Genomic DNA, 26,370 nt, shown 5'->3' on the forward strand with positions numbered 1-26,370 from the left:
GATGCCGATTTCGGCGGACCAAGGGGGCCGCTCAATGCGCGCTTCGCGGATCTGACCTGTCATGTCCTGTCAAGAATCGGAATCCTCATGGTCGGCAACCGGGAGGATTGAACAACGCCGATTCGACGACATGTGATTCTGTGGCGACAATCGCTGCAATCAGTGATCACGCACGAACAGGTGGCGATTTCTCGTCAGAGGTCGCGTGGTATCGCAGCGTTTCCTTCATTACCTCGATCATCCTGGCTCGAAAGTCCTCGTCCCGTTCGAGCTCGGACAATCGTGCTTTCAGGGTTGCAACCTCGGTATCTCTTGCATCCAGTCTCTGCTTGAGATCGTGGTTCTTTCCTTCAAGGTCCGCAATCTCGGCGTCCTTGCTGTCGATCCTGTTGAGAAGCTCACGGATCTGCTCGCGCTGGTTGCCGAGGTCGGTTTTCAGCTCGGCGACCATTTTGCCCGAAAGCACCGTCAGCGAGCCGTATTGCTCGCCCAGATGGCCGAGGACCGCGGCCTCGACAAGTGCGCCGATCTCCTTCACGGCATCCCGCGCATCCGCAGGCAAAGCCCCGATCAGGTTTTCGCGGCGCTGCTGTTCACGCTGTTCGAGGAGCCGTTGGACCTCCTTGTCGAGGCTTTGTGCGTTGATGCCGCCAGCCACGTCAAGTTGCGTGCACATGGCCCTCTTGACGGTATCCCCGGTCGGCGTCTCGCCGTTGCGCTCGACGATCTCGATTCCCGCGAGCACCTGCGCTTCGGTGTATTTCGGCGGGCGGCCAGCCCTCTTCTCGGTCATGGTATCTCCTTCGTGGATTTCGCAAAAGGTTTGCGAAATCGAGTTTGTCAAAGTTGCGGCCAGTGCCGCCGAGGAGGAGGTGGGTCCGGAACACGCGCACCAAAAACGATTTCCCGCGCGACCGGGCTAAGTCGGTGGAAAAGTTCCGCTACGAGGCGATCAAGATCTAAAACGCTTGGCCCGCATTCGCCAAGAGGAGGTGGTCGAGGAACGCGCGCGGCCGAGGCCGCGGGCATTTTATAGCAGACCCCTTGCATGCCGTTCATCGAATGGCGGAAAGCCGATGAACATTCGCCTCATCCGGAGACCCGAAGGGCCGCAGGATCCGTGAACAATCCACGTCGATCCGGTTGACGAAGTCCAGCATCATTTCGATGGTATCGCCTTCGGGGTAGTAGTGCTTGTGGGTCACGTCGGAAAGCTCATGGCCTATCAGCAACTTTCGCGAGTGATAGGGCACGCCCGCCCGTGTCAGCTTGGTTTGGAAATCTTTCCTGAGCGAGTGGAAGTCACGCACCGGATCGTAGATTCCACATCGCTTCCGGTAGTTTGTGAACCGCTTCGAGAAGACCTCCGTGAAGTTTTTCTTGGTCTGCCCACGCTCGAGATGTGGGAACAGGCGTGTCTGGTTGGACGCTTGTCGCAGCTCGACCAACTGAAGGATTCCGAGATCAAGCAGCGTCCGGTGAATCGGAACGTCGCGTTTCGCTGCCTTGGATTTTCTGCCCTGGATGCGGCCGACGATCTGGACCTTGACGACGGGCACACCTTCGATCGTGTCGAAATCATCCGTTCGGAGCTGCAGCGCTTCTTCCATGCGGAAGCCTGCGAAAAGACCCAGGAGGGGCGCCCAGAAGACGGGATCCCCGGGTTCCTCGAGCGGCGCACGATAGATTGGAGAGCTGAGAAGGCCAGGCAGACGATCGCCCCATGGCAGGCGATCTCTGTCCTCTTCGTGGGCAAGACGACGCTTTATTTCCTTTGAGGTCCACTTGACCGGTTTGACCGGATTGTCGGTCCGCAATCCTTCGAACTGCGCGAACGCCATGATCTGATCCATGGCATCCATGTGGCGCTTGCAGGTGTTTGTCCGAAGCCGGTCGACATGCAATGTGTCGAGGATCTCCTCGATCTCTGCCGCGCTCAGGCGGTCTCGCTCCATCTCGGCCTTGCGACGCGCGATCGTGTTCCGCTCTTCCCGATCCGTTTCCTCGATCACCTGGCGAATGGGACGCCGATCCTTCGACGATTTGCCATGGTTGGCTGGTATTCGGTCGAGCAGTGAGAAGAAATCGACGAGCAAGTCTTCGTCGATGTTCTCAACAAAGATATCACCATGGGCTTCGAGAAACAGGCGCACCGTGCCTTCGAAGTTGCCGCGGCTGGTCTTGGTAAAGCGCCCTCCCGACCCGGCGTCGGGCGTCTCGTGACGGCGCTTGAGGTCATATCCCTCCGAACGGAGATCGAGGAACCGCCGGGCGTGCTCGGAGAAGCGGCGCCCATCCTTGCTTTTCCGGCGACGGGACGCATTGTTTGCGTCGACAATATCGCCGCGCGACCGTTCCGGTTCCTCTGGCCTTGCCTCGATTGGAGCACTTGCCTGAATGTCTGTGGTGACCGATGAGAGCGTCTTTCCGAGCCCCGCCAGTGAGGGCAGGGCGGCCGCAGGGTCGAGGTTTTTGCGCACGCAATAACGCAGGTATTCCTCCTGGAGGGCAAAGAGGCCGACAAGCATCATGTCGAACTGCGCGACGATCTCGTCCGGATCCTCGTGCCACCAGCCTTCGCGGTCGGCCATCTCGAGAAGCGCGTTCTCGAACTCCGGGTCGTCGATCCGGCTTTTGGCCCGGATGCCCGTCTTGGCGACCGGCGCTGGGGCTGGTGTCGCCACCATGTCGGGAGCAGCGACCGGGTTCTGCGGCTGCGCCACCGTGGGCGCGGATGTGGGAGATGCCATCTGGCGGGCCATCATCTCCGCCTGCGCGCGCAATGTCGCTGCCATGTCCGCCATTGCGCGGTCAATATAGCTCTGGTCACTCATCCTGTCGCCCCTCGACATGACGGCTTCGATACTGCGCCGTTTCTCCTCGAACAGGAGGTTCATCCTTGCCGCGCGTCGGCCGGCTTCCTTTGGGCAGGTGGTGCGTAGGCTGACGGCGAAATGCCCGGGTGCCCCGGAACTGGTGCCTTCGGTGTCCGCGCAAGTCTTCTCTGTGTCATGGAAAGGTTGCGGAATAATGAAAACGGGTTTGCGACGGCGCCACCAGAACATGTGGCCGCGTTTTGCGAGGTAAGGGATCTTCGGCATATCCGAGGTCTCCGGGCACAGGCCCGGGTCACAGCCGCGGGCACAGGTATGGGCACAGAGGACGGATAAAGTTGTCTGGAGTCGCAGCGACTCCGGGCAAGTCTATGAGATCGCTGGATTTTCTTAGATTATGGCTCCGGCGGTAGGGATCGAACCTACGACCAATTGATTAACAGTCAACTGCTCTACCGCTGAGCTACGCCGGAACTGTGCCGCGTATAACAATGGGTGAAACGGGCGTCCAGAGGCTTTCTCAAAAAATGTCTCACTTTTCGGCAGTCGGAGTGAGGGTTTGTCTGCCTTCCATCTCGGCGCCCCTTTTCTAGCCCAGCCGCGCGCCGGTCTCGTCGAAATGGTAGGCGCGGGCGGGGTCGTAGCCGAGGCGGAGGCGGGTGCCCTCGGTGATGGCGTGCTGGCCGAAGAGGCGGGCGGTGATCTGGTGGTCCTGCATCTGCGCGATCACGTTGGTGTCCCCGCCCAGCTGTTCGACATGGCTCACCTGCACCTCGAGCGGGCCGTCTGGATCGACATGCAGCGCCTCGGGACGCAGGCCGGTGATGCGGCGGTCGCCCGGGCTCAGCAGGCCGGCGGGGAAGAAGTTCATCGCCGGCGCGCCGAGGAAGCCCGCGACAAACCGGTTCACCGGTTCGTTGTAGAGGTCCATCGGGCTGCCGATCTGCTCGACCCGGCCGTCGCGCAGCACCACGATCTTGTCGGCCAGCGTCATTGCCTCGGTCTGGTCATGGGTGACATAGACCATCGAGCCGCCGAGCGCGCGATGCAGGTTGGCGATCTCGAGCCGGGTGTTCATGCGCAACGCCGCGTCGAGATTGGAGAGCGGCTCATCGAAGAGGAACAGCTTGGGCTCGCGTACGATGGCCCGGGCGATGGCCACGCGCTGGCGCTGCCCGCCCGACAGTTCGGACGGGTAGCGGTCGAGATAGTCCTCGAGGTTCAGCATCGCCGCCGCCTTTGCCACGCGCGCGGCGATCACGTCGCGGGGCTGGCGCTCCTGCTTCAGCGCGAGGGTCATGTTGCCACGCACGTTCAGATGCGGGTAGAGCGCGTAGCTCTGGAAGACCATGGCGATGCCGCGCTTCGCGGGCGGGGTGGTGTTGACCACCTCTCCGGCGATGCGGATCTCGCCCGAGGAGGCCTCTTCCAGCCCGGCGATCACGCGCAGCAGGGTGGACTTGCCGCAGCCCGAGGGGCCGACGAAGACGACAAATTCGCCCTCCTCGACGGAGAGCTCGATATCCTTCAGCACATGGACATCGCCGAAGGACTTGTTGACGGAACTCAGCGACAGCGCAGTCATGATAGGGTCTCCTGCAGCGAAACGGGCTGGCCGGTGCGGATGCTCTCGTCGGCGGCAAGGCAGATGGCCAGCGAGCGCACCGCGTCGTCCATGTGGCGGGAGAGGTCGATATCCTCGGCGATGGCGTGCAGCATGTAGGCCTGCTCGGCCGCGCAGAGCGCGTGGTGGCCGGGCTCGTCGGGCAGGGCGATGTGGCGATCGTCCCCGGGGCGATGCACCAGAAGCCCGCCCACCTTCGTGTGCCCGTCGATATCGGCCGAGGCGCCGGTATTGCCGTCGGTGATCGAGACCGCGCCGCCCGGGCTGACGATATCCTTCACGAAAAAGGCGGTCTCGGACATCATGGGGCCCCAGCCGGCCTCGTACCAGCCGACCGAGCCGTCTTCGAAGATCACCTGGAACTGGCCGTAATTGTACATGTCGGACGCGATCTCGTCGCTCAGTCGCAAACCCATGCCATGCACCCGCAGCGGTCGGGCATCGGTGACCTGGCACATCACGTCCACGTAGTGCACGCCACAATCGACCAGCGGCGAGGTGGTCTGCATCAGCGCCTTGTGGGTCTCCCATTCGGCGCCGGAGGATTGCTGGTTGAGGTTCAGGCGGAAGACGTAAGGTCCACCCAGGGCGCGCGCCTCGGCGATCAGGCGCTGCCACGAGGGGTGATGGCGCAGGATGTAGCCGACCACCAGCTTGCGGCCCAGCCGGGTGGCGGTGTCAACCACCGCCTGCGCCTCGGGCGCGGTCAGGGCCAGCGGCTTTTCCACGAAGACATGCGCGCCGGCCTGCATCGCGGCGATCGCATAGGCGGCGTGAGTGTCGGTATAGGTGGCGATCACGACGAGATCGGGCGTGGTCTGGGCGAGGGCGGCCTGGAAATCGGTGAAGATCGGGTAGTCCAACAGCGCATCATGCGTCACTTGGCCCGACCGGTTCACCAGCCCGACGATCCGGGCGCCCGGATGGTGGTGATGGGCCAGCGCGTGGGACAGCCCCATGTTGCCAAGCCCGGCGATCAGCACGCGGATCATGATGTCGCTCCTTTCCTGTCTGCGGCGAAGGGCTTTCGAAAGTCCTTCGAAAAGCCGCTTGCAAGCGGCTTGCAAGCGGGTTGCAACCCGCTTGAAGCAAGGCCCTTCGAAGGGCCTTGCCGCCTCACTTGACCGCCCCGCTGGTGATGCCGCGGATCAACTGGCGCGAGAAGATGACATAGAGCACCAGCACCGGCAGGATCGCCATCGACAGCGCCGAAAGCACCGCGTTCCAGTCGGTCACGAATTGCCCGATGAAGACCTGGCTGCCCAGCGTCAGGGTCTTGGTCTCTTCCGCGGGCGCCAGGATCAACGGGAACCACAGGTCGTTCCAGATCGGGATCATGTTGAACACCGCCACCGTCGCCATGGCCGGGCGCACCAGTGGCAGCACGAGGCGGAAGAAGATCGTGTATTCGCTCAGCCCGTCGATCCGCCCGGCATTCTTGAGATCGTCCGACACCTGCCGCATGAATTCCGACAGGATGAACACCGCCAGCGGCAGGCCCTGCGCGGTATAGACGAGGATCAGCGCCCAGAGCGTGTTCACCAGCCCCGTGGCCACCATCATCTCGAGGATGGCCACCGTGCCGATGCGGATCGGGATCATGATCCCGAGCGCGAGGTAGAGCGCCATCAACGTGTTGCCGCGAAAGCGGTACTCGCTCAGCGCATAGGCCGCCATGGCCCCGAACAGAAGGATGAAGAAGAGCGACCCCACCGTGACGATCATAGAGTTCTGGAAATACAGGAGGAAATCGCCTTGTTTCAGCACCGTCTGGTAGCCGATCAGCGAAAAGCTCTCGGCATCGGGCAGGGCCATCGGCTCGCGGAAGATCGCGCGGCGCGACTTGAAGCTGTTGATCAGGATGATGAAGACCGGGAACAGCGCGATCAGCGTGTAGAGGATCAGCGCGCCATGCATGGCCAGCGCGTTGACCGGTTTGGAGCGGGCCTTGTTCATCACGTTCCCTCAGAGCTGGTAGCGCCGCATCCGGGTCTGGATGCCGAAGAGATAGAGACACACCCCCACCAGGATGATCGCGAACATCGCCCCGGCGATGGCCGAGCCCATATGCGGATCGCCCAGCTGCAACTGGAAGCCGAAGAAGGTGCGGTACATGAAGGTGCCCAGGATGTCGGTCGCGAAATCCGGTCCAGCCAACGCGCCCTGCGCCGCGTAGATCAGGTCGAAGGCGTTGAAATTGCCCACGAAGGTCAGGATCGAGATGATCCCGATCGAGGGCAGGATCAGCGGCAGCTTGATCTTCCAGAACGCCGCCGTGCCGGTGATTCCGTCAACCTCGCCCGCCTCGAGGATCTCCTCCGGGATCGACAGCAAGGCAGCATAGATCAGCATCATCGGGATGCCCACAAATTGCCAGACCGAGACCAGCGCCAGCGTGGTCAGCGCGCTCCCCTCGCGCCCCAGCCACGGGGCAAACAGCGATTTCAGACCCACCGCGTCCAGCATCGAGGGCGCGATGCCCCAGATCGGCGACAGGATCAGCTTCCACGCGAAGCCCACGATGACGAAGGACAGGATGGTGGGGATGAAGATGGCCGAGCGGTAGAGCGCGGCAAAGCGCAGCCGCTTGTGGCTGAGCAGCGCGGCCAGCGCGATCCCGATGGGGTTCTGCACGGCCATGTGGATCAGGAAGAACCAGAAATTGTTGCCCAGCGCATTCCAGAACTGCTCGGCCCAGACCGGGTCGAAGAACAGCGTGCGGAAGTTCTCGAGCCCGACAAAGACCCGTTCACGTTCGACCTCTGTGTAAAGAGCCAGCCGCAAGGTATTGAAAAGCGGAAAGATCATCACCGCGCTGTAGACCAGCACCGCGGGTGCGAGGAACACGAGGATGTGCCAGCGGATGCGCGGGCGGTCAGCCATGGTCCGAACTCTCCGGCGCAGCCGCCGTTTCCGGGTTCCGCACCGGAGAGCCATCTTTGGTCACGGTCATCGGCGTCCCCGCCTGTACCGTGCCCCAAGTCTTGCCGCAGAATGGTTTACAAATCATGAGCGCTGCTCCGGCTGAGAGGGTGCGCCGCCTCCGGCGGGGATATTTGACGACCAAAGATGCAAGCCGTGCCCACCCATGGCCAACCTCGGTCGAGGCCGGTAACGCCGCTGTCATCTTTGGTCCCGAAAATATCCCCGCCGGAGGCATCCGACATCGGCAAGGGGCGGCGCGGGTCGATCCTTTGCGCGCCGCCGCCAAGGGGCTTATTGCTGCGGCTCGTACCAGCTGGCCAACCCGTCCTGCAGCTCTTCGCCCAGCTCCTCGGGCGTCTTGGTGCCCTTGATCGCCGCGACCGAGGCGCCCCAGGTCTCGTTCTCGAGGTTGGGCGTGCCGCGTGACAGGATCTGGTAGGTTGAGCGGATCGTGCTTTCGCACTCGCCCCGCCAGCTGGCGAATTCCTGCGCCAGCGGGTCTTCCAGCTCGACCGGGGTCGAGGAAAGCGGGAAGAAGCCGGGCAGGGCATTGCCGAAGATCTCGGCAAACTCCGGGCTGGCCACCCAGGCGAGGAAGGTGCGCGCGGCCTCGGGATGTTCGGTGTCGGCATTCATGCCGATGCCGATATCGGTGTGGTCGGAGATGTAGCAGGTGTCGCCCGCGTTGCGCACCGGCGGCTTGAAGGCGCCCATCTCGAAGAAGGCCTGCTGGTTGAAGCCCGCGATCTCCCAGGAGCCGGCCGGGTAGATCGCCGCGCGGCCCAGCGTGAAGAGGTTCTGGCTGTCGGGATAGGTCTGTGCCTCGTAGCCGTCGCCGAGATAGGGCGCCCAGCGGTTCAGCGTGGCATAGGGCGCGGTCCATTGCGGATCGGTGAGCTTCTGCTCGCCCGCGATCAGCGCCAGCCGGCCATCCTCGCCCTTCCAGTAGTTGGGGCCGATATTGTTGTAGCCCATGGTGGCGGCTTCCCACTGATCATTGGTGCCCATGGCCATGGGGATGTAGCTGCCATCCTCCTTGATCGCGTCCAGCACGGCGAAGAACTCGGCCTCGGTCTCGGGCACCGCGAGATCCAGCTCCTCGAAGGCCTCCTTGTTGTAGATGAAGCCGTGGATCACCGAGGCCATGGGCACGCAGAACGTCGCCGAGCCGTCATCGGTTTGCCAGGCCGACTTGGCCACGTCCGAGAAATTGTCCATCGCGTCGAGATCGCTGAGATCGGTCAGGTGCCCGTCCTCGTAAAGCGCGAGCGAGGCGTCGAAGGGGCGGCAGGTGATCAGGTCGCCGGCCGAGCCCGCGTCCAGCTTGGAATTTAGCACCGCGTTGTACTCGGCCGGGGCCGAGGGGGTAAAGCGGATCGAGATGTCCGGGTGCTCGGCCTCGAAGGCCGGGATGATCTTGTCCTGCCAGAGCGTCAGGTCGTCATTGCGCCAGCTCTCGATCGTCAGGGTGACGTCCTGCGCCGCGGCACCGGTGGCGACCAGCGCCGTCGTGGCCAGCGCCATCCCCAGGGTGGTTGTCTTGCGTGTCATCTGTGACCTCCCGTTTTGGTCTTTTTGTGATCGTTATGTCCTGGCTCAGCCCAGCTGTGCGAGGGCGGGCCGCAGCCGGCCGCCATGGCGGTCCAGCAGCGTCTCGGCCGTTTCGCGGTCGGGCGCGCCCGAGGCGATCAGTACGGCCGGCTTGACGCGCGCGCCGGCCGCCTCCAGGGCACCGGCGGCGCGCGCCTCGTCGACCCCGGCGATGCGCTCGACGATGCCGCGGGCGCGGGCGCGCAGCTTGGCATTGTCGGCGGTCAGGTTGACCATCATCCCGTCATGCACATGGCCCAGCTCGACCGCCATCAGCGTCGAGAGCATGTTCAGCGCGATCTTCTGCGCCGTGCCCGCGCCCATCCGGGTCGAGCCGGAGAGGATCTCGGGCGGGGTGTCCAGGCAGATCGCGTGATCGGCGCCCTCGAACAGCTTCGCGTCCGGGTTGTTGGCGATGGCGATGATCGTGGCGCCGCTTCGGCGCGCGATGCTGCAGGCGGCCAGCGTGTAGGGCGTGCTGCCGCTGGCCGAGACGGCGATCAGCGTGTCGGCGGAGGTGAGCCCGGCAAGCGCCGCGTCGAGCCCCGCCGTATCATCCTCGGTCGCGCCCGGCATCTCGACCCCGGAGGGCAGGCCGCCGGCCATGTGGATGCGCAGCTGCCCGGCGGGGATCGAGAAGGTGCCGCCCAACTCCTGCGCATCGGCGGCCGCCATCAGCCCCGAGGATCCGGCCGCGGCATAGTGCAGGCAGGCGCCGGTGCGGATCGTGCGCGCCATGTCCGCGGCGGCCGCCGCGATGGCGGGGCAGGCGGCGCGCAGCGCGGTCGCGGCGGTGATCTGCGCCTCGGCCAGAAGCCTGGCCACCTCGGCCAGCGGGCGTGCGTCCAGCCCGGACGCCGCGTCGTGCAGCGCCTCCGTCCGTCTCGGGTCCATGCGAATCCTCCCAGTTCCCGATCAAGATACCTATTGCATACCTATAGTCTACCATTTTCTGTCGCCGGGCAGCTATTGCCGATTTGGCACGCTCTGACAGTGGGGACACGCGCCATTCCGGACGATTGTGACTTCCCGGCATGGCAGAGGTATTATAAAGGTATCTATATGAGTGATTCAGGAAACCCTCCGGTCCTGGCCGTGGATGGTGGCGGCACGCGCTGCCGGGTGGCCTTCGATGACGGGCGCCAGCGGCATGTGGTCGAGACCGGACCGGCCAATGTCTCGACCGATTTCGAGGCCGCGGTGGCGCAGGTCATGGCGGGGCTGGCGGAGCTGTCAAAGCGGCTGGGCCAGCCTGTCGGGGACCTCGTGCGGCACCCGGCCTATCTGGGGCTGGCCGGGATCACCGGGCCCGAGATCGCCGATCGCCTGCGCGCCGCACTGCCCTTTGCGCGGCTTCGGATCGAGGATGACCGCCCCGCGGCAGTCCGCGGTGCGCTGAGCGTCGCCGACGGCGTGATCGCGCATTGCGGCACGGGGTCCTTCTATGCCGGACAGCACGGCGGGGCGATCCAACTGGCCGGTGGCTGGGGCTCTGTCCTGGGGGACGAGGCCTCGGCCCAATGGATCGCGCGCAAGGCGCTGGGGCTGACGCTGGAGGCGGTGGACGGGCGGCGCGCCCTCTCGGCCCTCGCGCAAGCCTTCCTTGACGAGATGGGCGGCGCGGCCGGCATCGTGCGCTTTGCCGGGCAGGCCCGCCCGGACGCGTTCGGCGCGCTGGCCCCACAGGTTACGCGGGCGGCGGAGGCGGGCGATGCGTTGGCCGTTTGCGTCATGCAGCAGGGGGCTGACGAGATCGCGCGCGCTCTGCCGCATGTGGGGTGGCGTCCGGGTCTGCGGCTCTGCCTGACCGGCGGGATCGGGCCGCATTTTGCGCCCTTTCTGCCGGAGACGATGAGCGCAGGGCTGGCCGCGCCCGAGGCCGAGCCGATGGCCGGCGCGCTGTCGCTGGCGCGGCAACTGGCCGGGGAGTTCGCCGATGAGCGCGGTTGAGTTCCTGCGCCCCGATGGTTGGCTGGGGCAGGGCGGCGGGCCGCGCTACGTGCAGCTGCGCCGGCGGCTGGAGGAGGGGATCGAAACCGGGATCCTGCCGCCCGACAGCTCGCTGCCGCCCGAGCGCGAGATTGCCGAGATCACCGACCTGTCGCGGGTCACCGTGCGCAAGGCGATCCAGGAGCTGGTGCGCGAGGGGCTGATCGAGCAGCGGCAGGGCTCGGGCTCCTTCATCCGCGCGCCGGTCACCCGGATGGAGCAGTCGCTGTCCCACCTGACCTCGTTCACCGAGGACATGGCTCGGCGCGGGATGGACACGACCTCGCGCTGGCTGGAGCGCGGCCTGTTCCAGGCCACGCGCGACGAGGTGGCGGCGCTGGACCTGGCCGATGGCGCGCAGGTGGCGCGCATCTACCGGCTGCGCGAGGCCGGTGGCCGGCCCATGGCGCTGGAGCGTGCGGCGCTGCCGCTGGACGTGCTGCCCAACCCGACCGAGGTGACCAGTTCGCTCTACGAGGTGCTGGACCGGTCAGGCCATCGCCCGGTGCGCGCGGTGCAGAAGATCTCGGCGATCAACATCGCCGCGCGCGAGGCCGAACTTCTGGGCGTGGCCGAGGGCGCCGCCGGGCTCAGCATCGAGCGCTCCTCCTATCTTCCGACCGGGCGGGTGGCCGAGCTCACCCGCTCGCTCTATCGCGGCGACGCCTATGATTTCGTGGCCGAACTGCGCCTCTGACCCTTCAGGAAAGGTTCCCCCATGCCCCCGAGCCAGACGCGGATGCGCGAGGAAATCACCGAGATCCCCCAGGCGGTCGACCGGCTGCTGACACAGGGCGGCGCGGCGGTGCGCGAGGCGGCCGACCGCGCCCGGGCGCTTGATCCACGCTATTTCATCTCGGTGGCGCGGGGGTCCTCGGACCATGCCTGCACCTACCTGAAATATGCCGCCGAGCTGATCCTCGGCCGGCCCATGGCCTCGGTCGGGCCCTCGGTGACCTCGATCTACGGGGCGCCGCTGCAGGCGGAGGGCGCGGTCTGCCTGTCGGTCTCGCAATCGGGCCAGAGCCCCGATATCGTCGCGATGACCGAGGCGCTGCGCGCCGGCGGCGCGCTGACCGTGGCGCTGACCAATGATGCGGGCGCGCGGCTGGCGGGCGTGGCCGATGCCACCCTGCCGATCCATGCCGGCCCCGAGCTGAGCGTGGCGGCCACCAAGACCTTCGTCAGCTCGCTGGTGGCCGGGCTCTGGTTCCTGGCCGAGCTCAAGGGCGACGCGGCACTGGTCGAGGCGATCCACGCGCTGCCGAAACATCTGGACCGCGCGACGGAATGTGACTGGTCGCAGGCGGCGGCCGCGATGGACGGGCGCTCGCTCTACTGTCTCGGGCGCGGGCCGTCCTGGGCGATCTCGAACGAGGCGGCGCTGAAGTTCAAGGAGACCTGCCTGATCCACGCCGAGAGCTATTCCTCGGCCGAGGTGTTGCATGGCCCGGTCTCGATCGTGGGCGAGGATTTCCCAGTGATCGCCTTCGCCGCCGGCGACGCGGCCGAGGACAGCGTGGCCGAAACGGCCGACGCGCTGGTGGGCAAGGGGGCGCGGGTCTTTGCCATGACCGACCGGGTCCAGCGGGCCGTGCGGCTGCCGCATGTGCGCACCGATCACTGGCTGACCGACCCGGTGGCGGCGATCGTGTCCTTTTACGGCATGGTGGAATCGGTGGCCGTGCGCCGTGGCATCGACCCTGACACGCCGCGCCACCTCAAGAAGGTGACGGAAACGGTATGACGGGCGTGATCTATCGCAACGGGCGGATCTTCGACGGCACCACGCTCTGGACCGGTCACGCGCTGCGCTGCGGGACGGGCGGGGGCATGGAGCTGATCCCGGACGAAGGCGGGGCGGGCGTGGATCTTGGCGGCGACATCCTCTCGCCCGGCTACGTGGACCTGCAGGTGAATGGCGGCGGCGGCGTGATGTTCAACGACGCGCCCGAGGTCGAGACCCTGCGGCGCATGGCGCAGGCGCATCGCGCGCTGGGGGTCGCGGCGCTGCTGCCCACGCTGATCACCGACACGCCCGAGGTGACGCGCGCCGCCATCGCCGCCGCGACCGAGGCCGTGCGGCAGGGCGTGCCGGGCATCGCCGGGCTGCATCTTGAGGGGCCGCACCTGTCGGTGGCGCGCAAGGGCGCGCATGACGGCGCCCTGATCCGGCCGATGAGCGAGGCGGATCTGAACGCGCTTCTGCAGGCGGCCGCCGCGCTGCCCGTGCTCAAGATCACACTGGCCCCGGAAAACGCGACCGAGGCACAGGTCTCGGCATTGGCGCGGGCGGGCGTGCTGGTCTCGCTGGGCCACAGCGATGCCGATTATGACACCTGCCTGCGCTACATCGCGGCCGGCGCGCGCTGCGTCACGCATCTGTTCAACGCGATGAGCCAGCTGGGCAACCGTGCCCCGGGGCTGGTGGGGGCGGCGCTGGACAGCGGCGCGGTCCATGCCGGGCTGATCGCCGACGCGGTGCATGTGCATCCCGCCACGATGCGCGCCGCCCGTGCCGCCAAGACCGGGCCGGGGCGGCTCTTCCTCGTCAGCGATGCCATGGCCGTGGCGGGCACGGACCGCACCGCCTTCACGTTGAACGACCGGACCATCCGCCGCGACCGCGGGATCCTGACGCTGGAGGATGGCACGCTGGCGGGAGCGGATCTGGACCTGACCACCGCGATCCGCGTGATGGTCGACCAGGTGGGCGCCCCGCTGGAGGAGGCCTTGCGCGCGGCGATCACGATCCCCGCGGGACTGATCGGGCGCCGGACCGGCTTGCCCGACCGCTCCGGGCTGATCCGCATCGCGGCCGATCTTACCTCGGTGCGCTGGCTCGATCCCGAGTGACCGGGCGCGTTTGATCCATGTCAATCCAGATTGACAGCTTGTGTGTCACCTTTGGCGGACGCTGCTGGAGGTCGACATGCGCATTCTCTTCGTTCACCCCAATTACCGTTCCGGCGGGGCCGAGATCGCCGGCACCTGGCCGCCCGCCTGGGTCGCCTACCTGACCGGCCACCTGCGGCGCGACGGGTTCGACGACATCCATTTCATCGACGCCATGACCGACAACCTGTCGGATGCCGAGCTGGCCCGCAGGATGGAGGCGCTGCAACCCGACGTGGTGGGGGTGACGGCGATCACGCCTTCGATCTACCGCGCCGAGGATGTGCTGAAACTGGCGCAACAGGTGGTGCCCGAGGCGGTGCGCGTACTGGGCGGCGTGCATGCCACCTTCATGTTCCGGCAGGTGCTGAGCGAGGCGCCCTGGGTCGACGTGATCGTGCGCGGCGAGGGCGAGGAGATCTGCTCCGAGCTGATGTGCACCATCGCCGACGGGCGCTGGCCCGAGGACCGGCACCGCATCAAGGGGCTGGCCTATCTCGACGGCGGCGAGATCCGCACCACGCCGGCCGCCTCGACCGTCAAGGACCTCTCGGCGATCAAGCCCGACTGGACGGTGCTGGACTGGGAGAAATACATCTACATCCCGCTCGGCACCCGCGTGGCGATCCCCAACCTCGCGCGCGGCTGCCCGTTCACCTGTTCCTTCTGCAGCCAGTGGAAGTTCTGGCGCGACTACCGCGTGCGCGACCCGCGCGACGTGGTCGACGAGATCGAGGACCTGGTGGACAATCACGGGGTGGGCTTCTTCATCCTCGCCGACGAGGAACCCACCATCAACAAGAAGAAATTCGTGGCCTTCTGCCAGGAGCTGATCGACCGCGGCCTGCCGAAACGGGTCAAGTGGGGCATCAATACGCGCGTCACCGACATCTACCGCGACCGCGACCTGCTGAAATTCTACCGCAAGGCAGGGCTGGTGCATGTCAGCCTGGGCACCGAGGCGGCAGCGCAGATGAAGCTGGACCAGTTCAACAAGGAAACCCGCGTCGACGAGAACAAGACCGCCATCCGGCTCCTGCGCGAGGCCGACATCCTGGTCGAGGCGCAGTTCATCGTCGGGCTGGACAACGAGACGCCCGAGACGCTGGAAGAGACCTATCGCATGGCCTGGGACTGGCAGCCGGACCTGGCCAACTGGTCGATGTACACGCCCTGGCCCTTCACGCCGCTCTTCCAGGAACTCAAGGACCAGGTCGAGATCCACGATTTCTCGAAATACAACTTCGTGACGCCGATCATGAAGCCCGCCGCGATGGAGCGGGGCGAACTCTTGGACGGTGTGATGAACAACTATCGCCGCTTCTACTCGAAAAAGGCGCTGTTCCACTACCCGTGGCGCGGCACGGGCTTCCGCCGGCGCTACCTGCTGGGCTGTCTCTACGCCTTCCTCAAGGCAGGGTTTCAGCGCACCTTCTACGATCTGGGTAAGGCGGGCTACTGGGGGCCACAGACCAAGACGACGGTGGATTTCCATTTCGACGAGACCCGCCAGCTGGCCGAGGCGCAGCTGGAGGACTGGGAGGCCGCCGCCGACCGGGCCGCCCGCGCGGCCGAACGGCGCGAGGCGGTGCGCGCCCAGATGAAGGACCGCGCGACAGACCGGGCGCAGGGGTTCCGGATGCCCGACGGCGCGCAGGTGCGGGCCTGCGGCGGGGGCGACCAGCAGATGGAGGACGCCTGAGGATGTCGCGTCCGGCCTGATCGGGCCCAATGCCGTCCTGCAATTGCTGCCGCAGATCGAGCGGGTCGCCGGGGCGGGGCAGGTGGACGCCTTGCTGGCGCAGGCCGGGATCGGGCAGGTGCCGGATGGCAGCGCCATGATCCCCGAGGCCGAGGCACGGCGCCTGCACGCCATGGTGCGCATGACCCTGCCGGGGGCCGAGGATGTTCTGCGCGCCGCCGGGGCGGCCACCGGCGCCTATATCCTCGCCCATCGCATTCCGAAACCGGCGCAGGCCGTGCTGCGCGCGCTGCCGGCCCCCCTGGCCGCGCGGGCGCTGTCGCGGGCCATCACGCGCCATGCATGGACCTTCGCAGGCTCGGGCCGCTTCGCGGCGCTCACACCGTGGCGTTTCGAGATCGCCGACAACCCGGTGATCCGCGGCGCCGTTTCGCCCGTGCCGCTCTGCGCCTGGCACGCGGCGGTGTTCCAGCATCTCTATGCCGCGCTGGTCCACCCGGACTGTCGCTGCCGTGAGTGCCGGTGCGGGGCGCAGCCCGGCCAGCTCGCTTGTGTCTTCGAGATCTCGATGGCCTAGGCCCGGCCCAGCTGGTGCACGCGCGGCGGCGTCTCGCAGACCTCCTGCGCGATCTCGACCACGTGGCGGTGATGGGTCAGGTAGATCGCCTGCCCGCTGCGCCCGATCTGCTCCATCAGGCGGCAGGCGGCGCGGGTGCGCTCTTCGTCGAAGGTCTCGAAGATGTCATCGCAGAAGAAGGGCAGGCGGATCCCCTCGGCCACCAGCTGCTGGTAGGCCGCGGCCCGCAAGGCGAGATACAGCTGGAAGCGCGTGCCCTTGGACAGGTCCTGCACGCCCTTCGCGACCCCCGCCGCATCCACCGCCACCAGCCGTTCGCTCGCGCCGTCGGGCTCGCTTCGCAGCGTGGCATAGGCGCCCTGCGTCAGCTCGGCAAAGGCGCGCTCGGTTGCCTGCATCATGCCGCTGCGATGCGCGTCGCGGTAGCGCCGGATCGCGTCCTCGGCCAGGCTCAGCCCGATGGCGCGGTCGAGGTAGTCCAGCGCGACCTGCTCCATCTGCAATTCCAGCGTGGCGCGCTGTTCGACCAGAAGCGCGATCTCGGCATCGCCCGAGATGGCGTCAAGGTCGCGCGCGGCGGTGGCGCGGGTCGCGGTGGCCTCGGAGAGACGCGTCTCGGCCGCCTCGAGGTCGCTGGTCAGTGTCGCGGCCTCGGCCTCCAGCGCGGCGGTGCTGCTCTCGGACAGCCGGTCGCGCGCTGTGTCCAGATCAGGCGCGTCCAGCTCGGCCAGCAGGCGCAACTCCAGCCGGCGCAGCTCGGCGCGGCGGGCCAGCGTGTCGCTGGCCTGCATCACGGCCTGCCGGATCTCGTCCAGCGTCTCGTTGCCGGTCATGTCGGGCAGGGTGGCGGCCAGTGCACGGGCCTGCCGGGCGATCTCGTCCTGCCGGTGCCGCGCGGCGTCGCGCGCCTCCTGCATGGTCGCGATGCGCCGGCCCAGGGTGTCATGCTCGGAAGCGGCTGTCTGCGCGGCCTGCGCCAGATGCTGCAACTGATCGCAGCAGGCCATCGGATCGTCGCAGGGCAGCCCGAGCGGGTCGGCCAGCGCGGCGATCTCGCGCGCGAACTGGGCCTGGTCGGCCTGCATGGCCTCGACGCGGCGCGCGGCCTCGGCCCGGGCCGTGTTCTTCTCGCGCAGGTCCCGCAGCAGCGACAGGGCAGGGCCCAGCCGGTCAGGCGTCACCGCCTGCCCGAGGGCATCGGCAACACGGTTCTCCCAACCCTGCTGCGCATGGCACCGCGCGGTCGTCAGCGTGTCCAGCCGGGCCTGCCGCGTGGCCAGCTCGCGCCGCCGCTCGATCACCGCGCGGGTCGCGTCGCGCAGCGCGTCTTCGCGCGCCTGCTCCTGGCGCGCCAGGGCCCGTGCCGCGCCAAGCGCCGAGGCAAAGCCCGGATCCTCGCGGTCGAGATGCGGGCGCAGCGCCGCCAGCAGCGCCTCGGCCCGCGCCAGAACCGGGGCCTGCGCCGCGCGCGTCCGGTCCAGACGGCGTCGGGCCTCGGCGGCCTCGGCATGGCGGTCGAGCCAGCGCGCGAAATCGCCGGGCGTGAGCGAGGCAAGGCCCAACGGCTCGACGGCCTCGGCGATGCGCGCCTCGATCGCCGTGATCTCCTCGGTCAGCGCGGTGACGCGCGCCGCGGCGCGGTCGGCCAGCGCGCCTTCCTCGGCCGCGTCCTGCGCGCGCTGGCGCAGCTGAGCCAGGTCCTGCGCCCGTCCCAGGCGCAGCTCGCCGGTTTCGTCCAGACGGGTCTGCGCCTCCCAGTAGGTCTCGGCGCTGTCGCCGGTCAGCGCGGCCCGATGCGCCGACCAGAGGGCATCCCGACGGTCCCGGGCCGCCTCGGCCTCGGCATCGCTGGCCTGGCCCAGCGCGTGTTCCAGCGCCGCGATCCGGGCGGTTTGCGCGTCGCGGCGCTCCAGATGCGTGTCGCGCTGCTGCGCGGCCTCGCGCCGCGCCTCGGACAGCGCTGCATGTGTCTCGGCCAGTTGATGGGCGGTGTCGGCCTCCATGGCCGGATCGGGCAGGGTGTCGAAGACGCGGGCGCCGCGGGCCAGCGCGTCCAGTGCCTCGACCAGCCGTTCCTTTGCGGCGGCGATGGCCTGCTGCGCGGCGGCCTCCTCGGGGCCCAGCGTGTCGGCGTCGAAGCGCGTCAGGATCTGCGCGATGCCGGTGGTAGCGGGGGCCTCCTCGGTCCGGGCCTCGAGCGCAGCGGTATCGCGCGCGATGCGTTCGGTCAGCGCGGCGATCTCGCGGGCCTCGGCAGCCTGCGCCTCCTCGGCCCGGCGCAGGTCCTCGCGCGCGGCCTCCAGCGCGGCAATGTCGGATGGCGGCAGGACCAGCGCCGTGGGATCGACGTCCGGCGCCACGTGCAGCTGCGCGGCCAGGGTCGCCATGTCGGCCTGCGCCTCGGCCAGTTCGCGGCGCCGCTTGGGCAGGTCGAGCGCGGCGGTGCGCATGCGGCTGCGCAAATCGTCCAGCGCGGCCAAAGGCTCGGCCAGCGCGGCATGGGCGGGGTCGAGCGCCAGCGCCTCGCGCGCCTCGGTTGCCGCCGTGATCTCGCGATCCAGCCGGTCGAGATCGGCGGCGGCGGTGGCGGCGGCGCTTTGCAGCTGCACGAGATCCTCGGGCGAGACGTCCAGCTGCTCGGGGCAGGCGGGGCGCTCGGCCAGTTCCAATGCGCGCGCGTCGTGTTCCTGCAGCAGGGGCAGGGCGCGGGGCAGGGCGGCCAGCGCGGCCTCGCGCAGGCGCAGCCTGTCCCGCTCGGACCGGGCGGCGGCCTCGTCGGTCTCGGCCTGGTCGAGCGCCTCTTTCAGGCGACGCCATGCCGGCACCGAGGTGTCATGGTCGCGGATCGCGGCCTCGACCTCCTTCAGCTGCGCCTTGAGCTGGGCCATCTCGGTCTTGCTGGCGCGCTTGCGATAGAGCGCCTCGGCCTCGGCGCGCGTCTGTTCCAGCACCGCGGTCAGGTCGCCGATCCCGGCGGCGGCGGAGAACAGCAGCCGCCCGATATCGCCCTCGGCATTGGCAATGGCCTCGCCGCCGCGCTCGATCGTCTCGTCGTCGAGGCAGAGCAGGCTGCGGTAGTCGTCGAGCGACAGCCCGCCCAGGCAGGCTGCGATGGCCTGTTCGGGCAGGGCGCGGCCGGCCTCGTCCAGCAGGTTGCCGCTGCGCTGCGGCAGCCGGGTGAAGCTGCGCGGCCCGCCGTCGAGCTCCAGCACGCCCGAGACCCGCAGGTTCTTGCGCTGGTGACGGAAATCATAGGGTTCACGATGCGGGAAGCCGTAGAGAAGGCGCAGGAACCCCTCCATCGTGGTGGTCTTGCCCGCCTCGTTCGAGCCATGCACGATATGGAAATCGGGCGCATCCCCGGGTTTGCCGAAATCGAAGCCCTGGCCGCTGAAATGGCCGAAATACTCCAGAGACAGCGCACGGACCCGCATCAGCTGCCCGTGCCTTTCATGCGGGCGACCATCGCCTCGGCGCCGCGCGTGGCGATCTCCTGCGCGAGCCGGTCGAGCGCGTCGCTGTCTGGCATCAGCGCGGCGCGGCGCGCCTGCGGCAGCTCGGCCAGCACCGTCTCGACCTCGGCACGGGCAGTGGCGTGAAAGCCCGGCTCGGCGCGGATTTCCTGCATCAGCCGGGCCAGCGCGTCGGTGGCGCCGGCCCCCTCGGGCGCGTTCTCGGCAAGGTCGAGTTCCAGCCGGTCGAGCCAGAGCCGCCCGGTGTCGCGGGCCATGTCGGCCACCTGTTCGGCCAGCACGTCGCGGTCGCGCAGGATCTGCCAGCGCCGCGCGGGGGCGCCGGTCAGGCGCAGGCGCAGCACCCCGGTGTCGGAGACGAGACCCGTGGCCAGATCGTGCAGCGCGGCGCGCAGGGTCTGGCGCAGCGCGGCGTCATCCTCGGCCGCCTCGCCGCCGATATCGATCGCGTGGGTCAGGAACTCCACCGCCGAGGTCGGGATCTCCGAGACCGCGATCCCGTCACCGATCTCGATCAGGGTGGCGGTCTTGGGGCCGGCCTCGCCGATGTCGCGGCCCTGCGGCATGCCGGGCATGACGATCCACGGATCGGTGCGGTGGACCTGGCGCGCATGCACATGCCCCAGCGCCCAGTAATCGAACCCCATCGCCGTCAGCTCGCCCACGGTGCAGGGGGCATAGACGTCATGCCCGGCCGCCCCGGCCAGCGAGCTGTGCAGCAGGGCCACGTTGACCGCGCCGGGCACGGGGGCGGGGAACTTGGGCAGCAGGCTGTCGGGGGCGTGGCGCTGTGCAAAGCTGACCCCGTGGATCCAGATCCCCTCTGCCAGCGCCACCTTGCCGCCGCGCCCGTCGAAGACATGCACGTTGCCGGGCAGGGCAATCTCGCCGGTGATCGGGTTCTCGGCGTCGTGGTTGCCCTTGATGTAGAAGACCCGGATCCCGGCGCGGTCCAGCCGGTCCAGCGCCTGCGTCAGGAAGGCGGCGGTGCGCGCGCTGCGCTCGGTCCCGTCGAAGAGATCGCCCGCGATCAGCACCGCGGCCACGTCATGGTCCAGCGCCGCGTCGACGATGCGGGTCAGCGCGGTGCGGGTGGCCGATTGCAGCCGCTCGCGCAACTCGGGGTCGCGCAGCGCCAGCGATTTCAGCGGCGAATCCAGATGGATATCGGCAGTGTGCAGCAGTTTGACCAAGGCGATGCTCCTGATGGGATACGCATCGCGCGAATCCCGCGCGCCCGCAAGGGGTCAGTCCGGGGGGTCCAGCGGGGCGGCCTCCAGCTCGGATGCGACGGCCGCGTCCAAGGGCGTGTCGAAGGAGTTCACCATGTAGCCCAGCACCGAGTAGAAGCCGACCGTGGCGATCACGTCGAAAAGGCCCGGCGGGCCCACCAGCGCCAGCAGCGCGGCCTGCGTGTCCTCCGACAGGCGCTTGTCGGCAAAGAGCTCGTCCACCGCGCGGCAGAGCGTGGCATCCTCGGGGCACATGCCGGAGAGCGGGCCGCGCATGGCGGCGATGCGGGCATCGTCCATGCCAAGCGCGCGGGCGCGGCTGACATGGTGGCCCCATTCATAGGCCGAGCCGAGATTCCTCCCGGTGCGCAGGATCACCACCTCGGAGCGTTCGGGCCCCAGCGAAGGGCGCGCCACCACGTGCTCGCGCAGCGGCGCCCAGGCGCGCAGCAGGTCGGGGTGATGCGCCATCGTGCGATAGACATCGAGCCTCCCGGCAAAGCCGTCGCGCAGGTCGTCCAGCGCGGCGGGCCAGTCCTGCGGCGGCAGGGGCGGGAAACGGGGCGGGCCGCTCATGGCCCGGCCCCGCGCAGGTCGTTCCGGCAGGACAAGGGCTCAGACCGCCGCCGCGATGGCGGTGTCCAGCTTGTCGACCAGCTCGTCGATCTGGGCATCCTCGATGATGAAGGGCGGTGCCAGCAGCACGTGGTCGCCGGTCTTGCCGTCGATCGTGCCCGACATCGGGTAGCAGATCAGCCCGGCTTCGAAGGCGGCCTTCTTGATCTTGCCGGCCACGCCGCGCGCCGGGTCGAAGGGCGCCTTGGTGTCGCGGTCGGCCACCAGCTCGATGCCGCGGAACAGCCCGCGCCCGCGCAGGTCGCCCACATGCGGGTGCTGGCCGAAGCGCTCGGTCAGCCGCGCGGCCAGTTTGTCGCCCTGTTCGCGGACCCGCGGCACCAGCCCGCGTTCGAGGATAGCCGAGACCACCGCATGGCCGGCCGCCGCCGCGGTGGGGTGGCCGATATAGGTGTGGCCGTGCTGGAAGAAGCCCGAGCCCGCCTCGATCGCGGCATAGATCTCGGCGGTGCAGAGCATGGCGCCGATCGGCTGGTAGCCGGCGCCCAGCCCCTTGGCGATGCAGGCGATGTCGGGCGCGATGCCGTCCTGCTCGCAGGCAAAGAGCGAGCCGGTGCGGCCCATGCCGCACATCACCTCGTCGAGGATCAGCAGCACGTCGTACTTGTCGCAGATCTCGCGGATGCGCTTGAAATAGCCCGGCGCGGGCGTCAGCGCGCCGGCGGTGGCGCCGACCACCGGCTCGGCCATGAAGGCCATGACCGTGTCGGGGCCGAGGCGCAGGATCTCGTCCTCGAGCGCCTGCGCGGCGCGCAGCCCGTACTCCTCGGCCGTCTCGGTCTCGGCGCGCTCGCGGTATTCGTAGCAGGGCGCGATATGGCTGACATCCAGCAAAAGCGGGCCGAACTGGGCGCGGCGCCATTCATTGCCGCCGGCCGACAGCGCGCCGATCGTGTTGCCGTGATAGCTCTGCTTGCGGGCGATCAGGCGGCCCTTCTCGGGGCGGCCCTTCTCGACCCAGTACTGCCGGGCCAGCTTGATCGCGGCCTCGGTCGCCTCGGAGCCGCCGGAAACGAGATAGACCCGGTCCAGCCCGTCGGGCGCATTGGCGACCAGCAGGTCGGCCAGCTTCTCGGCGGGCTCGGAGGTGAAAAAACCGGTATGCGCGAAGGCGAGGCTGTCGACCTGCGTCTTGATCGCCTCGATGATCGCGGAATCGCTATGGCCAAGGCAGGACACCGCCGCGCCGCCCGAGCCGTCCAGGTAGCGCTTGCCGCTGGCATCGATCAGGTAGCAGCCATCGCCGGCGACGGCCACGGGGGGCGCCTGGCGGGTGTGGCGCGGAAAGACATGTGACATCGAGATCTCCCAGATGCCGCGCCCGAAGAGGGGCGCGGGTCCCTGCAAGATGCCGCGCCGCCGGGCGGAAAGGCAAGCCGGGGCGGCAATCCGCCCCGGCAGCTTGTTGCCGGTCGCCGGTCAGAGGACCGGGGCGGCCTCGCGCTCGGCCACGGCCGCGGCCAGCGCCTCTTCGAAGATCGCCATGCCCTCGTCGATGATCGCGTCCGAGGCGGTCAGCGGCACCATGATGCGCAGCGCGTTGCCGTGCATGCCGCAGGGCAGCAGGATCAGGCCGCGCTCCAGCGCATGGGCGACGACCGCCTTGGTCAGCGCCGCATCGGGGGTGGCAGTGTCGAAATCGGTGACGAACTCGACCGCCAGCATGGCGCCCAGGCCCCGGATGTCCCACATCCGGTAGGGGGCGACGCGGGCGCCCATGTCGGCGAAGCGCGCGCGCATGGCCTCGCCCATCGCGGTGGAGCGCGCCAGCAGCCCCTCGGACTGGATCGCCTCGATGGCGGCCAGCGCGGCGGCGCAGGCCACCGGGTTGCCGCCATAGGTGCCGCCCAGCCCGCCGGGGCCCATGGCATCCATCACCTCGGCGCGGCCCACCACGCCGGCGATCGGGTAGCCACCCGCCATGCTCTTGGCCACGGTGATCAGGTCGGGGGCGACGCCGGAATGCTCGACGGCGAACCACGTGCCGGTGCGGCCGAACCCGGCCTGGATCTCGTCGGAGATCAGCAGGATGCCCTCGCGGTCGCAGATCTCGCGCAGTGCCTGCCACAGCTCGGTCGGCACCGGGTGATAGCCGCCTTCGCCCAGCACCGGCTCCAGGATGATCGCCGCGACCCGGTCGGGCTGGGCATCGGTCAGGAACAGGGTCTCCAGCGCGCGGATCGAATCGGCCACGCTGATGCCATCACGCACGCTGGGGAAGGGCACGCGGAACAGGTCGGTGGGGAAGGGGCCCACATCCTTCTTGTAGGGCGCGATCTTGCCGGTCATGCCCAGCGTCAGCAGGGTGCGGCCGTGATAGCCGGCGGTGAAGGCGATCACGCCGGGACGGCCGGTGGCCACGCGGGCGATCTTGACGGCGTTCTCGACCGCCTCGGCGCCGGTGGTGACCAGCAGCGACTTCTTGGCGAAATCGCCCGGGGCCAGCGCGTTCAGCTTCTCGGCCAGCGCCACGTAGGGCTCGTAGGGCACGACCTGGAAGGAGGTGTGGGTAAAGCGGTCTTCCTGCGCCTTGGCGGCCTCGACCACCTTGGGGTGGCGGTGGCCGGTGTTCAGCACGGCGATGCCGCCGGCGAAGTCGATGAAGCGGCGCCCCTCGACATCCCAGAGCTCGGCATTCTCGGCGCGGTCGGCAAAGACCGGCGCGGCCGAGGCGACGCCGCGCGCCACGGCGGCCTCGCGCCGGGCGATCAGCGCGGCGTTGCTGGTGCCGATCGGCGCGGCCGAGGTCTCGGCGGCCAGCGTCGCGCTTTCGGCCTTGGGGGCGGGCTTGCTGGTCCGGCGGCGCGTGGTGGTCGCGGTCTTGCTGCGGGACCGGGTGGTCTTGGTCGCGGTGGTCATGCGGTCTCTCCCGACGCTCGTTGCGTTCAGTATATTTGACGACCGGCCACTTTATTTGTCAATCGAATTGCAGGCTGCCGCGAATTTCAGCCGACTTCGCCCTGCAACCGCATGTAATCATTGAGCGCCGTTTTCCTGTTGACCCTCCGGAGATCTCTGCGCTTAATAAAATTGACATGCATCATGGGAGGCGCAGCACTTGGATATCGGCGGCAGATTGCGGGCGGTGCGCGAGTCCCGCGGCATGTCGCAGCGCGACCTGGCCGGCCGCGCGGGCCTGACCAGCAGCGCCATTTCCCTGATCGAGCAGAACAAGTCCAGCCCCTCCGTGGCGTCGCTCAAGCGGTTGCTCGACGCGATCCCGATGAACCTGTCGGAATTCTTCTCGGTCGTCGAGCAGGACGTGGTGCCCAAGTATTTCTACGCCCCCGATGAGTATATCGAGCTGTCGCCGCAGGACGCAGGCATGGGGGACGGCGCGGCACGGGTGTCGTTGCGTCAGCTTGGCGATGCCTCGCGCCACGCGCTGCAGGTGCTGCACGAGTCCTATCCGCCGGGCGCCGATACCGGGCCCGAGCTGCTCAGCCATGACGGCGAAGAGGCGGGCATCGTCGTCTCGGGCGTGATCGAGGTGACGGTGGCGGATCAGGTTCGCGTTCTAAACCCCGGGGATGGCTATCTTTTCAACAGCCAGCTGCCCCACAGGTTCCGCAATATCGGCGATGTGCCCTGCGTGGTGATCAGCGCATGCACACCGCCCACGTTTTGATCGGCATGACGCGCATTGCCGGTCTCACGAAGTCGTTTTCGACACATGAAGTGTCGTTTTCGGCTTTGGGTTGGTCAGGATGGCAAACGCTGCTAGCCTGATTCATTGTGTAGGCCGCACAGGACGTTATCGTGCGGTTTCAACAAACAGGGAGTACGACATGAAATTCACTGGTATTGCAGGTCTGACGGCAGCGTTCGCCGTCTGCGGCTCGTTTGCCGCCGCGCAGGAGCGCTTCATCACCATCGGCACCGGTGGCCAGACGGGCGTCTACTACGTGGTGGGCCAGTCGGTCTGCCGTCTCGTGAACCGTGGCTCGGCCGATCACGGCCTGAAATGCACCGCGCCGTCGACCGGTGGCTCGATCGCCAACATCAACGCGATCAAGGCCGGCGACATGGACATGGGCGTGGCCCAGTCCGACTGGCAGTTCCATGCCTATAACGGCTCCTCGCAGTTCGAAGGCGATGCCTTCGGCGACCTGCGCGCGGTCTTCTCGGTGCATGGCGAGCCGTTCAACGTGGTCGCCCGTGCCGACAGCGGCATCGAGACCTTCACCGACCTTCTGGGCAAGCGCATCAACGTCGGCAACCCGGGCTCCGGCCAGCGCGCCACCATGGACGTGGTGATGGACGCGATGGGCTGGACCGAGGATGATTTCGCGCTCACCTCCGAGCTGAAATCGGCCGAGCAGTCCGCTGCCCTCGGCGACAACAATGTCGACGCCATCATCTTCACCGTGGGTCACCCCGCCGGCTCCATCCAGGAAGCCACGACCACGGTCGACGCCAAGGTGATCCCGGTCGAGACGCCCGAGATCGAGCAGCTGGTCGACGAGAACCCGTATTACGCCTGGGCCACCGTGCCGGGTGGCATGTACAAGGGCAATGACGAAGACGTCCGCACCTTCGGTGTGAAGGCCACCTTCGTGACCTCGGCCAGCGTCGAGGAAGACGTGGTCTACGAGGTCGTCAAGGCGGTGTTCGAGAACTTCGATCGCTTCAAGGGCCTGCACCCGGCCTTCGAGAACCTGACCGAAGAGGACATGATCTCGACCGGCCTGTCCGCGCCGCTGCATGCCGGCGCCAAGAAGTACTATGTCGAGCGCGGCTGGATGGAAGCCGACTCCTGATCGCGCCTGCGCGCTCGCGGGGGGCCTGACGGCCCTCCGCCCTTGCCGGACCCGTGCCCGGGTTCCGGTCATGACGGCACAAAGACGCGCATGAACACGAAATGCGCCGGACCGGACGGGACGAAAGGGACAT

General features: G+C 67.9%; 21 protein-coding genes and 1 tRNA gene. 8 read left to right on the forward strand and 14 right to left on the reverse strand.

Annotated elements, in window-relative coordinates; all coding sequences use genetic code 11:
• Nucleotides 1–166 precede the first annotated feature (166 nt).
• From AVJ23_RS06135 to AVJ23_RS06175, 9 genes are all read right to left on the reverse strand, one after another.
• Nucleotides 167–793: an AAA family ATPase gene (locus AVJ23_RS06135; RefSeq protein WP_058861292.1), complete on the reverse strand. Its 627-nt coding sequence runs from the start codon at nucleotides 791–793 to the stop codon at nucleotides 167–169.
• A 262-nt stretch (nucleotides 794–1,055) separates the two neighbouring features.
• The gene (locus AVJ23_RS06140) at nucleotides 1,056–3,065 is read right to left on the reverse strand and encodes a site-specific integrase (protein ID WP_157772628.1); all 2,010 of its coding nucleotides are present in this window, start codon (nucleotides 3,063–3,065) and stop codon (nucleotides 1,056–1,058) included.
• Between the two features lie 167 nt (nucleotides 3,066–3,232).
• Nucleotides 3,233–3,307: transfer RNA gene (locus tag AVJ23_RS06145), tRNA-Asn, on the reverse strand.
• A gap of 116 nt (nucleotides 3,308–3,423) precedes the next feature.
• Nucleotides 3,424–4,419 carry an ABC transporter ATP-binding protein gene (locus AVJ23_RS06150; protein ID WP_058861294.1) on the reverse strand — a complete coding sequence of 332 codons (996 nt, stop codon included), beginning with the start codon at nucleotides 4,417–4,419 and terminating at the stop codon, nucleotides 3,424–3,426.
• A complete protein-coding gene (locus AVJ23_RS06155; protein ID WP_205626833.1) occupies nucleotides 4,416–5,450 on the reverse strand; it encodes a Gfo/Idh/MocA family protein in 1,035 nt (344 codons plus the stop codon). The genes AVJ23_RS06150 and AVJ23_RS06155 overlap by 4 nt, the downstream gene beginning before the upstream one ends.
• Before the next feature lie 124 nt (nucleotides 5,451–5,574).
• Complete coding sequence (locus AVJ23_RS06160; protein WP_058861295.1) at nucleotides 5,575–6,414, reverse strand: carbohydrate ABC transporter permease; 840 nt, start codon at nucleotides 6,412–6,414, stop codon at nucleotides 5,575–5,577.
• A gap of 9 nt (nucleotides 6,415–6,423) precedes the next feature.
• Nucleotides 6,424–7,341, reverse strand: a complete 918-nt coding sequence (locus AVJ23_RS06165) for a carbohydrate ABC transporter permease (protein ID WP_058861296.1) — start codon at nucleotides 7,339–7,341, stop codon at nucleotides 6,424–6,426.
• 333 nt (nucleotides 7,342–7,674) lie between these two features.
• Nucleotides 7,675–8,934, reverse strand: a complete 1,260-nt coding sequence (locus tag AVJ23_RS06170) for an ABC transporter substrate-binding protein (RefSeq protein ID WP_058861297.1) — start codon at nucleotides 8,932–8,934, stop codon at nucleotides 7,675–7,677.
• Nucleotides 8,935–8,979: 45 nt separating this feature from the next.
• Entirely contained in the window at nucleotides 8,980–9,867 is an 888-nt protein-coding gene (locus AVJ23_RS06175; RefSeq protein ID WP_058861298.1) for an N-acetylmuramic acid 6-phosphate etherase, read from the reverse strand.
• Nucleotides 9,868–10,035: 168 nt separating this feature from the next.
• Here AVJ23_RS06175 and AVJ23_RS06180 point away from each other — a divergent pair, with 168 nt between their 5' ends.
• The 6 genes from AVJ23_RS06180 (at nucleotide 10,036) to bchJ (ending at nucleotide 16,136) form a co-directional block, all read left to right on the forward strand.
• Nucleotides 10,036–10,923, forward strand: coding sequence for a glucosamine kinase nucleotide-binding domain-containing protein (locus tag AVJ23_RS06180; RefSeq protein ID WP_058861299.1), 888 nt, complete (start codon nucleotides 10,036–10,038; stop codon nucleotides 10,921–10,923).
• Nucleotides 10,910–11,659 carry a GntR family transcriptional regulator gene (locus AVJ23_RS06185; RefSeq protein ID WP_058861300.1) on the forward strand — a complete coding sequence of 250 codons (750 nt, stop codon included), beginning with the start codon at nucleotides 10,910–10,912 and terminating at the stop codon, nucleotides 11,657–11,659. The genes AVJ23_RS06180 and AVJ23_RS06185 overlap by 14 nt, the downstream gene beginning before the upstream one ends.
• A 21-nt stretch (nucleotides 11,660–11,680) precedes the next feature.
• Nucleotides 11,681–12,709 (forward strand): SIS domain-containing protein, encoded by a 1,029-nt coding sequence (locus AVJ23_RS06190; RefSeq protein WP_058861301.1) that lies wholly within the window; start codon nucleotides 11,681–11,683, stop codon nucleotides 12,707–12,709.
• Complete coding sequence (gene nagA, locus AVJ23_RS06195) at nucleotides 12,706–13,818, forward strand: N-acetylglucosamine-6-phosphate deacetylase (RefSeq protein WP_058861302.1); 1,113 nt, start codon at nucleotides 12,706–12,708, stop codon at nucleotides 13,816–13,818. The genes AVJ23_RS06190 and nagA overlap by 4 nt, the downstream gene beginning before the upstream one ends.
• 76 nt (nucleotides 13,819–13,894) lie before the next feature.
• Nucleotides 13,895–15,559, forward strand: a complete 1,665-nt coding sequence (gene bchE / locus AVJ23_RS06200) for a magnesium-protoporphyrin IX monomethyl ester anaerobic oxidative cyclase (protein ID WP_058861619.1) — start codon at nucleotides 13,895–13,897, stop codon at nucleotides 15,557–15,559.
• A 16-nt stretch (nucleotides 15,560–15,575) separates the two neighbouring features.
• Nucleotides 15,576–16,136, forward strand: coding sequence for a bacteriochlorophyll 4-vinyl reductase (gene bchJ / locus AVJ23_RS06205; RefSeq protein ID WP_058861303.1), 561 nt, complete (start codon nucleotides 15,576–15,578; stop codon nucleotides 16,134–16,136).
• On the opposite strand, the gene AVJ23_RS06210 is transcribed toward bchJ, so the two are convergent.
• The 5 genes from AVJ23_RS06210 to gabT form a co-directional block, all read right to left on the reverse strand.
• Nucleotides 16,133–19,570: an ATP-binding protein gene (locus tag AVJ23_RS06210; protein ID WP_058861304.1), complete on the reverse strand. Its 3,438-nt coding sequence runs from the start codon at nucleotides 19,568–19,570 to the stop codon at nucleotides 16,133–16,135. The two genes, bchJ and AVJ23_RS06210, sit on opposite strands and share 4 nt — an antisense overlap.
• Entirely contained in the window at nucleotides 19,570–20,802 is a 1,233-nt protein-coding gene (locus tag AVJ23_RS06215; protein ID WP_084794334.1) for a metallophosphoesterase family protein, read from the reverse strand. The genes AVJ23_RS06210 and AVJ23_RS06215 overlap by 1 nt, the downstream gene beginning before the upstream one ends.
• A gap of 54 nt (nucleotides 20,803–20,856) precedes the next feature.
• The gene (locus tag AVJ23_RS06220) at nucleotides 20,857–21,417 is read right to left on the reverse strand and encodes a carboxymuconolactone decarboxylase family protein (RefSeq protein WP_058861305.1); all 561 of its coding nucleotides are present in this window, start codon (nucleotides 21,415–21,417) and stop codon (nucleotides 20,857–20,859) included.
• Nucleotides 21,418–21,456: 39 nt separating this feature from the next.
• On the reverse strand, nucleotides 21,457–22,776 hold the full coding sequence (locus AVJ23_RS06225) for an aspartate aminotransferase family protein (RefSeq protein ID WP_058861621.1): 1,320 nt from the start codon (nucleotides 22,774–22,776) through the stop codon (nucleotides 21,457–21,459).
• Between the two features lie 120 nt (nucleotides 22,777–22,896).
• On the reverse strand, nucleotides 22,897–24,336 hold the full coding sequence (gene gabT / locus AVJ23_RS06230) for a 4-aminobutyrate--2-oxoglutarate transaminase (protein ID WP_084794340.1): 1,440 nt from the start codon (nucleotides 24,334–24,336) through the stop codon (nucleotides 22,897–22,899).
• A gap of 217 nt (nucleotides 24,337–24,553) precedes the next feature.
• On the opposite strand from gabT, the gene AVJ23_RS06235 reads away from it, so the two are divergent.
• Together AVJ23_RS06235 and AVJ23_RS06240 are read left to right on the forward strand one after the other, a co-directional pair.
• On the forward strand, nucleotides 24,554–25,105 hold the full coding sequence (locus AVJ23_RS06235) for a cupin domain-containing protein (RefSeq protein WP_276203209.1): 552 nt from the start codon (nucleotides 24,554–24,556) through the stop codon (nucleotides 25,103–25,105).
• 160 nt (nucleotides 25,106–25,265) lie between these two features.
• Nucleotides 25,266–26,237, forward strand: coding sequence for a TAXI family TRAP transporter solute-binding subunit (locus AVJ23_RS06240; protein WP_058861307.1), 972 nt, complete (start codon nucleotides 25,266–25,268; stop codon nucleotides 26,235–26,237).
• The last annotated feature ends 133 nt before the right edge of the window (nucleotides 26,238–26,370 follow it).

Source organism: Pseudoponticoccus marisrubri (assembly GCF_001482405.1).
Classification (GTDB): domain Bacteria; phylum Pseudomonadota; class Alphaproteobacteria; order Rhodobacterales; family Rhodobacteraceae; genus Pseudoponticoccus; species Pseudoponticoccus marisrubri.

What these genes read in the sequence shown, in the direction of transcription:
- AVJ23_RS06135 (WP_058861292.1), bottom strand. Translation starts at nt 793, where the DNA reads ATGACCGAGAAGAGGGCTGGCCGCCCGCCGAAATACACCGAAGCGCAG.
- AVJ23_RS06175 (WP_058861298.1), bottom strand. Translation starts at nt 9,867, where the DNA reads ATGGACCCGAGACGGACGGAGGCGCTGCACGACGCGGCGTCCGGGCTG.
- AVJ23_RS06155 (WP_205626833.1), bottom strand. Translation starts at nt 5,450, where the DNA reads ATGATCCGCGTGCTGATCGCCGGGCTTGGCAACATGGGGCTGTCCCAC.
- AVJ23_RS06165 (WP_058861296.1), bottom strand. Translation starts at nt 7,341, where the DNA reads ATGGCTGACCGCCCGCGCATCCGCTGGCACATCCTCGTGTTCCTCGCA.
- bchE (WP_058861619.1), top strand. Translation starts at nt 13,895, where the DNA reads ATGCGCATTCTCTTCGTTCACCCCAATTACCGTTCCGGCGGGGCCGAG.
- gabT (WP_084794340.1), bottom strand. Translation starts at nt 24,336, where the DNA reads ATGACCACCGCGACCAAGACCACCCGGTCCCGCAGCAAGACCGCGACC.
- AVJ23_RS06225 (WP_058861621.1), bottom strand. Translation starts at nt 22,776, where the DNA reads ATGTCACATGTCTTTCCGCGCCACACCCGCCAGGCGCCCCCCGTGGCC.
- AVJ23_RS06140 (WP_157772628.1), bottom strand. Translation starts at nt 3,065, where the DNA reads ATGTTCTGGTGGCGCCGTCGCAAACCCGTTTTCATTATTCCGCAACCT.
- AVJ23_RS06160 (WP_058861295.1), bottom strand. Translation starts at nt 6,414, where the DNA reads ATGAACAAGGCCCGCTCCAAACCGGTCAACGCGCTGGCCATGCATGGC.
- AVJ23_RS06185 (WP_058861300.1), top strand. Translation starts at nt 10,910, where the DNA reads ATGAGCGCGGTTGAGTTCCTGCGCCCCGATGGTTGGCTGGGGCAGGGC.
- AVJ23_RS06210 (WP_058861304.1), bottom strand. Translation starts at nt 19,570, where the DNA reads ATGCGGGTCCGTGCGCTGTCTCTGGAGTATTTCGGCCATTTCAGCGGC.
- AVJ23_RS06170 (WP_058861297.1), bottom strand. Translation starts at nt 8,934, where the DNA reads ATGACACGCAAGACAACCACCCTGGGGATGGCGCTGGCCACGACGGCG.
- AVJ23_RS06240 (WP_058861307.1), top strand. Translation starts at nt 25,266, where the DNA reads ATGAAATTCACTGGTATTGCAGGTCTGACGGCAGCGTTCGCCGTCTGC.
- AVJ23_RS06150 (WP_058861294.1), bottom strand. Translation starts at nt 4,419, where the DNA reads ATGACTGCGCTGTCGCTGAGTTCCGTCAACAAGTCCTTCGGCGATGTC.
- nagA (WP_058861302.1), top strand. Translation starts at nt 12,706, where the DNA reads ATGACGGGCGTGATCTATCGCAACGGGCGGATCTTCGACGGCACCACG.
- AVJ23_RS06180 (WP_058861299.1), top strand. Translation starts at nt 10,036, where the DNA reads ATGAGTGATTCAGGAAACCCTCCGGTCCTGGCCGTGGATGGTGGCGGC.
- AVJ23_RS06190 (WP_058861301.1), top strand. Translation starts at nt 11,681, where the DNA reads ATGCCCCCGAGCCAGACGCGGATGCGCGAGGAAATCACCGAGATCCCC.
- AVJ23_RS06220 (WP_058861305.1), bottom strand. Translation starts at nt 21,417, where the DNA reads ATGAGCGGCCCGCCCCGTTTCCCGCCCCTGCCGCCGCAGGACTGGCCC.